At 70.4% G+C, this 11898-nt stretch carries 14 protein-coding genes; 6 read left to right on the top strand and 8 right to left on the bottom strand.

The features are described from left to right. Positions 1–5 precede the first annotated feature (5 nt). Complete coding sequence (locus ACWGKS_RS09225; protein ID WP_358514125.1) at positions 6–437, bottom strand: SRPBCC domain-containing protein; 432 nt, start codon at positions 435–437, stop codon at positions 6–8. Continuing rightward, the gene (locus ACWGKS_RS09230) at positions 434–775 is read right to left on the bottom strand and encodes an ArsR/SmtB family transcription factor (RefSeq protein WP_358514127.1); all 342 of its coding nucleotides are present in this window, start codon (positions 773–775) and stop codon (positions 434–436) included. Before ACWGKS_RS09230 ends, ACWGKS_RS09225 begins: the two co-directional genes overlap by 4 nt. On the opposite strand from ACWGKS_RS09230, the gene ACWGKS_RS09235 reads away from it, so the two are divergent. Further along, the gene (locus ACWGKS_RS09235) at positions 769–1044 is read left to right on the top strand and encodes a helix-turn-helix domain-containing protein (protein ID WP_452522255.1); all 276 of its coding nucleotides are present in this window, start codon (positions 769–771) and stop codon (positions 1042–1044) included. The two genes, ACWGKS_RS09230 and ACWGKS_RS09235, sit on opposite strands and share 7 nt — an antisense overlap. Here the strand turns inward: ACWGKS_RS09235 and ACWGKS_RS09240 are convergent. Further along, positions 1025–1591: a TIGR03086 family metal-binding protein gene (locus ACWGKS_RS09240; protein WP_358514129.1), complete on the bottom strand. Its 567-nt coding sequence runs from the start codon at positions 1589–1591 to the stop codon at positions 1025–1027. The two genes, ACWGKS_RS09235 and ACWGKS_RS09240, sit on opposite strands and share 20 nt — an antisense overlap. A 147-nt stretch (positions 1592–1738) precedes the next feature. Here ACWGKS_RS09240 and ACWGKS_RS09245 point away from each other — a divergent pair, with 147 nt between their 5' ends. Further along, the gene (locus tag ACWGKS_RS09245; protein WP_358514131.1) at positions 1739–2917 is read left to right on the top strand and encodes a saccharopine dehydrogenase family protein; all 1179 of its coding nucleotides are present in this window, start codon (positions 1739–1741) and stop codon (positions 2915–2917) included. 63 nt (positions 2918–2980) lie between these two features. Here ACWGKS_RS09245 and ACWGKS_RS09250 read toward each other — a convergent pair whose 3' ends face one another. The 4 genes from ACWGKS_RS09250 to ACWGKS_RS09265 form a co-directional block, all read right to left on the bottom strand. Beyond that, positions 2981–3424: a hypothetical protein gene (locus ACWGKS_RS09250; RefSeq protein WP_358514133.1), complete on the bottom strand. Its 444-nt coding sequence runs from the start codon at positions 3422–3424 to the stop codon at positions 2981–2983. Between the two features lie 355 nt (positions 3425–3779). After that, positions 3780–5012: an RNA-guided endonuclease InsQ/TnpB family protein gene (locus tag ACWGKS_RS09255; RefSeq protein ID WP_358514135.1), complete on the bottom strand. Its 1233-nt coding sequence runs from the start codon at positions 5010–5012 to the stop codon at positions 3780–3782. Between the two features lie 3 nt (positions 5013–5015). Further along, positions 5016–5273, bottom strand: coding sequence for a hypothetical protein (locus ACWGKS_RS09260; RefSeq protein ID WP_358514137.1), 258 nt, complete (start codon positions 5271–5273; stop codon positions 5016–5018). Next, on the bottom strand, positions 5270–6886 hold the full coding sequence (locus ACWGKS_RS09265) for a class I adenylate-forming enzyme family protein (protein ID WP_358514139.1): 1617 nt from the start codon (positions 6884–6886) through the stop codon (positions 5270–5272). The genes ACWGKS_RS09260 and ACWGKS_RS09265 overlap by 4 nt, the downstream gene beginning before the upstream one ends. A gap of 193 nt (positions 6887–7079) precedes the next feature. Here ACWGKS_RS09265 and ACWGKS_RS09270 point away from each other — a divergent pair, with 193 nt between their 5' ends. From ACWGKS_RS09270 to ACWGKS_RS09280, 3 genes are all read left to right on the top strand, one after another. Beyond that, positions 7080–7697: a TetR/AcrR family transcriptional regulator gene (locus ACWGKS_RS09270; RefSeq protein ID WP_358514141.1), complete on the top strand. Its 618-nt coding sequence runs from the start codon at positions 7080–7082 to the stop codon at positions 7695–7697. A 108-nt stretch (positions 7698–7805) separates the two neighbouring features. Further along, on the top strand, positions 7806–9020 hold the full coding sequence (locus ACWGKS_RS09275) for an acyl-CoA dehydrogenase family protein (protein ID WP_358514143.1): 1215 nt from the start codon (positions 7806–7808) through the stop codon (positions 9018–9020). After that, positions 9017–10039: a phosphotransferase family protein gene (locus tag ACWGKS_RS09280; protein WP_358514145.1), complete on the top strand. Its 1023-nt coding sequence runs from the start codon at positions 9017–9019 to the stop codon at positions 10037–10039. The genes ACWGKS_RS09275 and ACWGKS_RS09280 overlap by 4 nt, the downstream gene beginning before the upstream one ends. 51 nt (positions 10040–10090) lie before the next feature. Here ACWGKS_RS09280 and ACWGKS_RS09285 read toward each other — a convergent pair whose 3' ends face one another. Continuing rightward, positions 10091–11092, bottom strand: coding sequence for a hypothetical protein (locus tag ACWGKS_RS09285; RefSeq protein ID WP_358514147.1), 1002 nt, complete (start codon positions 11090–11092; stop codon positions 10091–10093). A 286-nt stretch (positions 11093–11378) separates the two neighbouring features. Here ACWGKS_RS09285 and ACWGKS_RS09290 point away from each other — a divergent pair, with 286 nt between their 5' ends. Further along, on the top strand, positions 11379–11825 hold the full coding sequence (locus tag ACWGKS_RS09290; protein ID WP_358514149.1) for a GNAT family N-acetyltransferase: 447 nt from the start codon (positions 11379–11381) through the stop codon (positions 11823–11825). Positions 11826–11898 lie beyond the last annotated feature (73 nt).

The raw sequence follows: 11898 nt of genomic DNA on the forward strand, positions 1-11898 counted from the left end.
CACGTTCATTCGCCCTCGGCCAGGGCACGTTCGAGTTCGTCGAGACACATCAACCAACCGGTCTCGGTCCGTTCCGCCCAGTCGCCACCGATGAAGGTGTGGGTCAGTGTGAGCCGGCAACCGCCCTCGCCGTCGGCCTCCAGACCGAGTCGCAGGTGGTGCTCACCCGTCTCGACGTCGAACTCACGGAAGGCGAAGACCCGTCCGGGTTCGACCTCGGTGACCTCGGCCGGCAGTTCGGTCCCCTCCTCGTCTCGGAAGGTGATGGCACCGCCGACCCTCAGGTCCAGGTGTTCGGCCGCCATCGGGTACCACCGCGCCAGGTGACGGGGTTCGGTGATCGCCCGCCAGACCTTCTCGGGCGGGTGGTCGAGCGCCCGCACCAGTGTGAGTGTCCACCGGTCGTCGCCCAGAGATCGCAGTCCCGGCTCGCTCATGCCCCATCCCCCTCTGCTCCGTCCTCGTCCGGCATCGTGTCCAGGTGAGCCGCCAAGTCGTCGAGGCGTTCCTCCCACAGTCGTCGGTAGGGCCCCAGCCAGTCCTCCACTTCGAGGAACGGGTCGAGACCGAGGCGGTACCAACGACGCTGGGCCTCTTGGCGCACCCTCACGAACCCGGCTTCACGCAGGATGCGCAGGTGTTTGGAGACCGTGGGCTGGGACAGGTCGAGCTGTTCCACCAGGTCCCCCACCACGCTCTCGCCACGCTCTCGCAGATGGTCCAGGATCTGACGACGACGCGGTTCGGCGATCACCTCGAACACTGTATATGCCACATGAGGAATATACTCCGCCTGGCATATATGAACAAGCCCCCACTCGCCCGACGGGTCTTGCGCCCGCCAACGTCGCCGTGCTCAAGAACGGCCGGGCCAAGGCGGTGCGGTTCACCACGCTCGACGCGATCGGCCATACGCTCGGCCGTCAGCCCGGCGACGTGCTGCGATGGGTCCCCGACCAGGCGACCGGGACCGAATCGGGCCGAGCCCGAGGAAGGGGGCGCCGCGGCGGACGCCCCCCAATCCTCAGACCCGACGTCCGGTGAGGGCGAGCAGGCGGGTCCGTGGATCGGCGTCCTCCCCCACTCGAACCGGTTCGGCGAACAGTCCGCTCGCCGCCAATTCCCCCTCCTGTCCCTTCGTCCACGTGAGCAGCTCGGCGACCAGGTCCGGGTCGAGGCGCTCGTCCGCCCCGATGGCCCGGGCCAGGTCCCAGGCGTGCACGGCCAGGTCGAAGGTCATCTGCCACAGGTACAGCTCGGCCGGGGACTCCCCGAAGGACAGGTGGACCCGCTGTTCCAGCGCGGACGGGGCCAGCCACGCCGTGCGGGCCTCACGCGCCGCCACGGTCCAGGTCGCGAGCGGTTCCTCCCCGAGGTTGTCGCCATCGAACCGGTCGCCCACGTCCTCGACCCGGGCACCGCCCAACAGATGGGGCACCCACAACTGCTCGGTGGTCAGGTGGTCGACCAGGTCGTGCACGTCCCAGTCCGAACACGGGGTGGGCAGGGCCCAGTCGGTGAGCCGTACCGCCTTCACCCTGCGGTCGAACTCCTCCATCGCGGTGCCGTGCAGATCGATCAGGGATGTCACAGGTCCTCTTCCCAGGGTCATCGGTGTTCTCGCCGGGGCGGCCTACCCGATCATCGGCGGGTCCACACCGCCGGCTCCACCCCCGTGACGCCCACCTGTCAGACTTTGACACCACGAGCGACGCGAAGGCCTACCGACAAGGAAGACATGCAACGCGGTTACGACATCGTCCTGTTCGGCGCGACCGGGTACACCGGAGCACTGACCGCCGAGTACCTGGCGGAGAACGCCCCCCGCGAGCTGCGGTGGGCGTTGGCCGGGCGCAACATCGACAAGTTGGAGGCCGTGCGGGCCGAGTTGGCCGAGATCGACCCGGACCGGCCCACCCCGGACCTGCTGTTGGCCGATGTCGACGACACCGCCTCCATCCGGACCCTGGCCGCGTCCGCCCGGGTGGTCATCACCACGGTCGGCCCCTACGCGGAGTACGGCGAGCCCTTGGTGGCGGCGTGCGCGGCGGAGGGCACCGACTACGTGGACCTGTGCGGTGAGCCGGCCTTCGTGGACCGCATGTACGTACGCCATCACGCCACCGCCCAGAGCACGGGCGCGCGGATCGTGCACGCCTGCGGCTTCGATTCCCTCCCCCACGACCTGGGTGTGCTCTTCACCGTCGGGCGACTGCCCGAAGGCGTGCCCCTACACGTGGAGGGGTTCGTGCGCGCGCAGGGCACGGCCTCGGGTGGCACGCTGCGCTCGGCGGTGGGCGCCTTCTCCGACGCCGTGGGTCTGGTGTCCGCCGCACGGGACCGCCGGGCGATGGAGACAGGGCCGCGGGGCCGCAGGGTGCGCGTCGACCGGAGCGGAATCCCGCGCACCCGGTTGGCCCGGGGTTGGACACTGCCGCTCCCCAGCCTGGACCCGCGGGTGGTGGCGCGTTCGGCGGCGGCGTTGGAGCGTTACGGCCCCGACTTCAGCTACGGGCACTACGGGGCGTTTCGTCATCTGACCAGCGCGGTGGGCGCGGCCGGTGGCGCCGCCGGAATGATGGCGGCCGCCCAGGTTCCGGCGTTGCGGGAGCGATTGCTGTCGCTGCGCTCCCCCGGCGAGGGCCCCAGCGAGGAACAGTTGGCCGGTGGTTGGTTCACCGTGCACTTCGTGGGTTCGGGTGGTGGTCGTCGGGTGCACACCCTGGTGTCGGGCGGCGATCCGGGATACGCGGCGACCTCGGGCATGCTCGCCGAGTCCGCGTTGTGCCTGTGGCGGGACGAGTTGCCCGAAACCTCCGGGCAGGTGACCTCGGCGGTGGCGATGGGCGAGGCGCTGATCGAGCGACTGCCCCGGGCCGGGGTGGAGTTCAAGGTACTGCGGACCTTCGAGGGTTGAGGGCCTTCTCCGAGGAGGGCGCGCACGGTGGCCGCCGTGCGCGCCCTCCTCGAAGGCTCAAGGTCACGCCCCCCGAGGAGTTCCGGAGACCGCGCACCACGCCAGGGCGAGCGCCACGGCGTCCTCTATGACCGCGCCCTCCCAGGCCGGACGGGACCCACTCCACCAGGAACGCCACCACACCCCCACCACCGCGCCCATCGGGGCCGCCAACGCGGCGACGGCGACGGCCGGTGGCACGGGGCCGCCCAGGTTCCGGGCGAGCAGGGCCCCGCCCCAGGCTCCGGCGAGCGAGCGCGACAGCAGGACCGGCCCCGACGTGCGGGGCGGGATGCCCGGCGTCTTGTCCGCCACGAGTTCACCGGTGATGGTCAGCGCCACCAGTCCGCGTCGGAGCGTTCGTCCTTCGTCTCGGGCCAACAGTGGCGCGCAGGGTCCCAGGGTTCCACGTGCCCCCGATGCCAACCCCAGGGCCAGGGAACGTGCCAGGGTCCGTGAAGTGTTCATGGTCGTCTCCTCGACGTGGGTGCGGCGAGTATCGCACCGACCGACCGTTCCGGAGCCGAACGACGTGCCGGGGCCCGTGGTCGCACGCCCGAGGCGGGCCCTGGGCGCGCGGATCACCGGGAGGACGCCCACGCGGTAACGCCTCAAAATCAGGAAGGGCGTACACATCGGATCCGCGTGCCGAGTAGGTGCGCCCCCGCGACGGTGGGCGGCCGGGGCGATGCCCCGTTGAGGCCACCAGGTCCCCCGGATCGCCCGGCCCCACCGACGCCATCAGTTCTCCGTGAGCTCGGTCCCCTTGGTCTCCTTGTTGACTTCCTCCCCACGCCTGAAGGCGGGGGATTTCGGCAACCACCTATCGGTGGTTCGAGGCTTCCGCCCCGTCACGGGCCGCCCCGTGGCCTTCCTGTTTCAACGCCGACCGCCTCGTCCGGGAGGACTCCCGTTGAGGTCTCACACCGGCTCCGCAGGCAGATACCGCCGGCCCGGCGGCCTTGAGATTGATCGCCGCGTTCACATCGCGGTCATGGGTGGTGCCGCACCGCTCGCACGTCCAGGTGCGCACGTTCAACGGCAACCGGGCACGTACATGCCCACACCCAGGCGTCGAGCACAGCCTGGTCGAGGGGAAGAACCGGTCCACCACGACCAACTCCCGCCCATACCAGTGGGTTTTGTACTCCAACATCGACCGCAACTGTGTCCAGGCCGCGTCCGAGATGGCGCGGGCCAGGGTGCGGTTCTTGACCAGGTTGCACACGGTCAGGTCCTCGATCACGACCACTTGGTTTTCGCGGACGAGACGAGTGGTGAGCTGGTGCAGGAAGTCCTTCCTGCGATCGGTGATACGGGCGTGCACCCGCGCGACCTTGACCCGGGCCTTGGCCCGGTTCACGCTGCCCCTGGCCTTACGGGACAGGGACCGTTGCGCCTTGACCAACTTGGCCCGGTCACGCCTTTCATGGCGGGGGTTGGTGATCTTCTCCCCCGTGGACAACGTCACCAGGGAAGTCAGACCCGCGTCCACCCCGACCACGCCCTCAGAGGTCGGGGCGGCTGTGATGGTGTCCTGGCACAACAGCGACACGAACCAGCGCCCCGCCGCGTCCCGCGAGACGGTCACCGTGGACGGCGAAGCACCCTCCGGTAGAGGGCGCGACCACACGATGTCCAACGGCTGGTCCATCTTGGCCAGGGTGAGCTTCCCGTCCCGGTAGCGGAACGCGCTCGGGGTGTACTCCGCCGAGGCCCGCGACCTCTTCTTCGATTTGAATCGCGGATAGCGGGCGCGACCCGCGAAGAAGTTCGAGAACGCCCCTTGCAGATGCCGCAGCCCCTGTTGGAGCGGGACACTGGACACCTCGGTGAGAAAGGCCAGATCGTTGGTCTTCTTCCAACCGGTGAGCAGGGCCGAGGTCGCGGAGTAGCCCACCCGCTCCCGGTGCTGATCCCAGGCCTGGGAACGGGCGGCGAGGGCTTTGTTGTAGACCAGGCGCACACACCCGAACGTGCGCGACAGCTGCGCCGCCTGCACCTGGGTGGGGTAGAAGCGGTACTTGAACGCCCGCTTCACGGTCTTCCTGGCCATGGATCATGTTTTAGCAGCCTGAAAGCCGGTACACACCCCGAACGCGGAAAGAAGAAGGTGTTTCCTCCCCACCCTGAAGGACGGGGTATCCACACCCAACAAACCGATGACGGCGGCGATGAAGGGGGTGAAGACCGCGTAGGCGCTCCACTCGTACCACTCCAGGACGTTGCCGACCGTGCTGGCCAGCAGGGACTTGCGCTTGGATCGGAGTGTGCGGGCGGGTGGTTCGTCGACCCTACCGGGGGTGGTCGCGCTCACGAGGGGTCTCCTTGTGCTTCGGTGGCGGCGGCCTCACGCAGGGCGCGCCGCCGGATCTTGCCGGTGAGTGTCTTGGGCAGGGATGGGACGATGTGGACCTCGCGCGGGCGTTTGTAGGCGGCGAGGTGCTCTCGGGCGAACGCGATGAGTTCCTCCTCGGTGGCCTGGGCGCCCGCGGCGAGGGAGACGTGGGCGACCACGGATTCGCCCTGGTAGGAGTCGGGGCGGCCGACCACCGCGACCTCGTGAACGGCGGGGTGCCGGTAGAGCGCGTCCTCGACCTCGCGCGGCCACACCTTGTAACCGGAGACGTTGATCTGGTCCTTGAGCCGGTCGACCAGGTACACCCATCCGTCCTCGTCGATGACGGCCCCGTCCCCGGTGCGGAGTCGCCCCGAGGGGAAGGTGTGGGCGGTGGCCTCGGGATTGCGCCAGTAACCGGGCACCACCTGGGGCCCGGACAGTTCGAGTTCGCCCTGTGTTCCGGCGGGGACGGGAGCGCCGTCCGGGCCGACGACGCGTGCGCTCAGGTGCGGCAGGGCCCGGCCGATGGACAGCGAGCCACTCGTGGGATCGACCGGTGCGTGTTCGCCCGGAGGCACCGCGATGACGCCGGAGGTCGTCTCGGTCATCCCGTAGGCGTTGTGGATGTACACGCCGAAGCGATCCTGGAACCTGTCGACGGTGGCCGGCGGGATGGGGGCGCCTCCGGAGTAGAGCAGGCGCGCCGAGGCGAAGTGTTCGGCGGTGGCGTCCGGATGCTCGTACAGGGCGTTGAAGACGGTGATGGATCCGATGGTGAAGGTGACGCGGTGTTCGGTGAAGGCGTCGAGCACCACTCCCGGGTGGAAGCGGTGGGCGAACACCAGCAGCGTGTCGCCCAACAGCGCCAGCGCGGCGTTGATCACCGCTCCGGTGATGTGGAAGAGCGGGGCCACCGCCAGGACGACGTCGCCTTCTCGCAGCCCCACGTGGGCGGCGAAGGTGGAGGTGACGGCCAGAACGTTGGCGTGCGTGTTCATCGCGCCCTTGGGCGGCCCGGTGGTCCCGGAGGTGTAGGCCAACAGGGCCACGGAGTCCCCGTCGAGGTCGACCGGGGCCGGTCGGCGACCGGCGTGTGCGCGGATCGACTCCACGAGATCGCCGTCCGGGGAGGGGTCCGGTCGCGGCCCGGGAGAGAACACCCGGGTGTCGTCGCGGGACTGCAGGTCCAGGTCGGAGGTGCCGAGCAACCACCGGACGGAGCTTCCCTCCAGCGCGGTGCGGGTCTCGGCCAGGGTGTCGTCGGAGCTGATGAGGCCGACCGGTTCGGCGTCCTCGATCAGGCGGCGCAGTTCCTCACCGCGGTACATCGGGTTGAGGACCAGGAGCGCGGCGCCGAGTTTCCACAGGGCGAGCATGCTCAGTGCGTACTGCGGGATGTTCTGGAGCCGGACCCCGACGCGGTCCCCGGGTCCCACGCCCCTCTCCGCCAGGGCGACGGCGAGGGCGTCCGAGGCCTCGTCGACCTCCCGTGCGGTCATGACGCGGTCGAAGTAGGCGATGGCGGGGGCGTCCGGGTTCCGGTCGACGCGGTGGCGCCAGGCCTGGACGATGGTGGTGGGCTGTGGCAAGTCGAGTCCCTCTTCTCCTCGTGGAAACGTCGACGCTCACGACACCGACCGAACGATCGCTCGGTCAGTGGTCCGTAGTGTTGTGGATCACAAGACCACCTGTCAATACGTCCTCGGGTCGCGAGCGGCGACGACGGGACCCGGTTCCTACCGGTACCTTTCAGCTCGAAGCCTTACGGAAGCGAGGAGTGCGGTGTCGGGATCGTGGCGTTCGTTCGGGGAGCAGCGGCTCTCACCCCCCCTCGCGGCGGCCCTGGAGTGCTTCGTCGAGCAGGGCTACCACGGCACGAGCATCCGAAGGGTCGCCGAACACGCGGGGTTGTCCGTGCCCGGCCTGTACCACCACTACCGGTCCAAGCAGGCCCTGTTGGAGGGCCTGGTCATGGCGGCGATGCACGAGTTGTTGGACCACACCGGTCGGGCCGTGGAGGAGGCCGGGCAGGACCCCGACCTCCGGTTCGACAATCTGATCGAGTGCCTGCTGCGCTTCCACATGCACCGCAGGCCACAGGCCTTCGTGGCCTCGACCGAGATCCGGAGCATGACCCCCGACCTGCGCACCTCCTACGTCGCCCTGCGCGACGAACAACAGCGCATGGTCGACGACGTCATCGCGCGTGGTCGGGAGGCGGGGGTGTTCACCACCCCATACCCGCGTGACGCCGGCCGGGCCGTGACCACCATGTGCGTGGCCGTGGCCTCCTGGTTCCGGCCCGACGGCGAACTCTCCCCCGACCGGCTCGTCGACCGCTACCTCACGCTGGCCCGCGCCACCGTGGGCGCCGCCCCCACCCGGCCCCGCACCCCCTGAAACCCCGCCCCCGCGCCGGGAGAGCGTTGACAGCCACCCGAGGGCCGTGACAATCTGCCGTCCACGTGACCGAGCGATCGCTCGGTCGGTTACCGGGTGGAGGATTGCGTGATCGATCTGGGGCACACCGCGAGGGCGACCGACCTCGCCCGGGCGACACGGGACTTCGTGCGCACGACCGTGCTCCCCGTGGAGGAGGAACACGACGGCGACATCGCCGGGGCCGGCGGCGACACCCTGCGCCTGCGCCTGCAACGGCGGGCCCGCGAGGCCGGGGTCTTCGCGCCGCACTGCCCAGTGGAGTTCGGCGGTCAGGGGCTGGACCTGCGCGACCGCGCACCCGTGTTCGAGGCGGCGGGCCTGTCGGTGTTCGGCCCGACCGCGCTCAACATCGCCGCACCCGACGAGGGCAACGTCCACATGTTGGAACGCGTCGCCGACCCCGTTCAGCGCGAACGCTACCTGGGCCCGCTGTGCCGAGGCGAGGTACGTTCCGCCTTCGCCATGACCGAGCCCTCCCCCGGCGCGGGCGCCGACCCCTCCGCCCTGTCGACCACCGCCACGCGAACGGCGGGCGGATGGCGGATCGACGGCCACAAGACCTTCATCACCGGCGCCGACGGGGCCGGATTCCTCATCGTGATGGCCCGGACCTCGGGCCGGCCCGGTGACCGTGGTGGCGCGACCATGTTCCTCACCGACGCCGACGCGCCCGGCCTCACCGTGGGCCGCCACGTCCGGACCATGGACTCCTCCATGCTCGGCGGTCACTGCGAGGTGATCTTCGACGGCCTGTTCGTGCCCGACGAGAACGTCCTCGGCGAGGTCGACGAGGGCTTCTCCTACGCGCAGGTGCGCCTCGGCCCGGCACGCATGACCCACGTGATGCGCTGGTTGGGCAGTGCGCGGCGCGCCCAGGACATCGCGGTGGACCGGGCCTGCCGGCGGGAGCTGTTCGGTTCCCGGTTGGGCGACCTGGGTCTGGCCCAACAGATGATCGCCGACAACGAGATCGACATCGCGGCCACCCGCTCCCTACTGCTCCAGGCCTGTTGGGAGTTGGACACCGGGGTGGACGCCCGGACCTCCACCTCCATCGCCAAGACGTTCGCCGCCGAGGCGATCCACCGGGTCGTGGACCGTTCGATCCAGCTGTGCGGCGGACTCGGGGTCAGTGACGACCTGCCCCTGGCCCGGTTGCTGCGCGAGGTACGCCCCTTCCGCGTCTACGACGGACCCTCCGAGGTCCACCGTTGGTCGATCGCCAAGCGGGTGGTCTCGCGGGCCCGCCGCGCCCACGAGGCCGGGGAGGGACCGCGATGACACACGCTCCCCCGCTCGACACGACCGCACTGGCCGCCTACCTGGAGCGTTCCGGCGTCGAGGTCGAGGGAACCTTGCGCGCCGAACCCATCAGCGGTGGCAAGTCCAACCTGACCTACCGGATCGACGACGCCACGGGGCCGCGGTGGGTGTTGCGCAGGCCCCCGACCGCGGGGTTGACCCCCTCTGCCCACGACATGGGGCGGGAGTTCCGTGTGGTGGACGCCCTGGGCGGCTCCGAGGTCCCCGTCGCCGACGCCGTGGCCCTGTGCGAGGACCCCTCCGTCATCGGGGCGCCCTTCTCCGTGTTCTCCCACGTCGACGCCCGGGTGGTGCGCACCCGCGACCAGCTGGCCGACCTGGACGACGAACAGGTCGCCGTCTGTGTCCGGAGCCTGGTGCGGGTGCTGGCCCGCCTGCACGCGGTCGACCACGAGGCCGTCGGGCTGGCCTCGCACGGCCGACCGCACGGGTTCCTGGAACGCCAGGTGCGCTTGTGGGGTCGCCAGTGGGAGCGGGTGCGCGACGGGGATCTGCCCGACCTGGACCGACTGTGCCGGGTGCTGGCGGACGCCGTACCCGAATCCTCGGCGCACGCGATCGTGCACGGCGACTACCGCATCGACAACGTGATGCTGGACCACCATGACGCGGGGCGGATCCACGCGGTGGTCGATTGGGAGCTGTCCACCCTCGGAGACCCGCTGGCCGACATCGCCATGATGTGCGTGTACCGGCGTCCCGGACTGGACCTGGTGTTGGGCGAACCGGCCGCGTGGAACAGCGACCGGCTGCCCACCGCCGACGAGATCGCGCACATGTACTCGCGGGTGTCCGGACGCGCTCTGCGCGACTGGGGTTTCCACCTGGGTCTGGCCCACCTGAAGTCGGCGGTCATCGCCCAGGGCATCGCCTACCGCGGCAGGCAGGGGGCCGAGGGCGGCGGGCGGGACCGGGCCGGTGAGGCCGTCGGGGAGTACGCGGCCGCCGGACTGCGGGCGCTCCGAGAGGCCCCGTGATGCCCGAGGCCCCGGGCACCAGGTTCGGCGGGACGGCCGGGGCCGTCCTGTTCAAGGCCGCATGTGCAGGGCGTGGACGCCCTCGGTGGTGGCCAGGACGATGACCCCGTCCGGGGCGGCCACCAGGTCCTCCAGCTCGCCCGGCCAGGTCCCGGGGACCTCCGTCACGGGTTGTCCGGGCCGATCCAGCCGACGCACCCGCAGCTCGTCCAGGTACCAGCCGCCCAGGCCGTCGGGGCGGGCCTCCTCCTCCTGGTAGACGGCGACCGCCTCGCCGTCCCATTCCACCAGTGAGGTCAGGGTGCGCGGACCACCCAGTTCGGCGACCAGTTCCAGGTCGGGCAGGGAGTGCACGCGTCCGGCGACCGCGAGCAGGGAGCGCCCGCCCACCCGGGCGGCCACCGTCTCGGAGTCGGCGTGGCTCTCCACCTCGCCCAGGTACTCGCCGTCCTCCATCAGGTAGACCCGCTCGCGCGGGTGTTCGTAGTCGGCGAGGATCACCGGGTCGAAGCCCGGGTCCTGGCCGGGCGCCACCAGATAGTCGCCGGCGAAGGACATGCGTTCGCCGCGGGCCTCGTGGCCTGGTCTGGAGTCGGTCAGGTCCGGCACGGTCGCCCCGGTGTAGGGGTCCACCGCCCACCATCGGGTGCCGCCGTCACCGTCCTCACCGAAGAGGAAGACCACCGCCTGCTTGTCCACCACCCTCAGGGCGACGTCGTCGGGCCAGCGCTCCCCGGGTTCGGCCAGGTCGGTCTCCAACAGCGGGATGCCGGTGCGGGGGTCGCGTACGCTCACCGACCGGCGTGAGGCCTGCACCAGGACGGTACCGGGCCAGTCCTCCCCCTCGGGGGACACGGCCAGGTTCACCGGCCCCTGCGCCTCGAACGCGGTCCCCAGGGGACGCAGCGAACGGGTGTCGAAGGCCCGCGCCTCGTAGCGCGACTTGCGCGGGTCGGTACTGAGGTCCACGTCGCCGTGCACGAGGACCGTCCGGTCCGCCAGGAACAGGCGCGGAAACCGCAACCCCCTGCGCCACAGCCGTTCCGCGCGCACGAGTCGCCCTCCCCGTCGTTCCTGGGTACTTCCACGCCACCACGACGTTATCTGTTGCGGCGAGGGGCCGTCCTCCCCTTGGGGAAGACGGCCCCGATGACCGGTCCACATCGCTTGTCCGGTAACGGTACCGGAAATCGGATCGGTCCCTTCCGTGCAGGAGCCGGATCGTCGTGTGCGTCCACCCGCCCGGTCGATCCACCCGATGCCGGCCACGCTCTGGAACACGGCGGGCGAACCTGACAGACTTCCGGGCCATCGTCGGTGAGCGAAGGAGACACGGGACGTGGTTCGAGTGAGTGTGTGCGCGGCCGAGGACTTGGAACGCGCCGAGGTACTGGATCTGTACGGGGCGGTCGGTTGGACCGCCTACACCGAGGCTCCAGAGGTGCTGATGCGGGCGTTGGGCGGCTCGCACCGATTGGTGGTCGCCCGCAGGGAGGACCGCCTCGTGGGGTTGGTCCGGTCGATCTCGGACGGCGCCACGGTGGTCCACGTCCAGGACATCCTGGTACACCCGGACGAACAACGCACCGGCCTGGGTCGGCGGTTGATGGACGAGCTGTTCTCCGGGTACGAGGGGGTTCGCCAACGGGTACTGCTCACCGACGACGAGGACGGCCAGCGCGCCTTCTACGAGGCGTTGGGGTTGGTCGAGGCGCATGAGCACCGGCCCTCGCTGCGGTCCTTCGTCCGGTTCGACCAAGCTCCCAGAGCCCCCCGAAACCCCTGAGAACGACGGTGGGCCCGCCTCCCCACGGGAGACGGGCCCACCGGACGGTTCCGGGGTCGGGTTCTGCTTCGGC

The organism is Nocardiopsis sp. NPDC055879 (genome assembly GCF_053615935.1).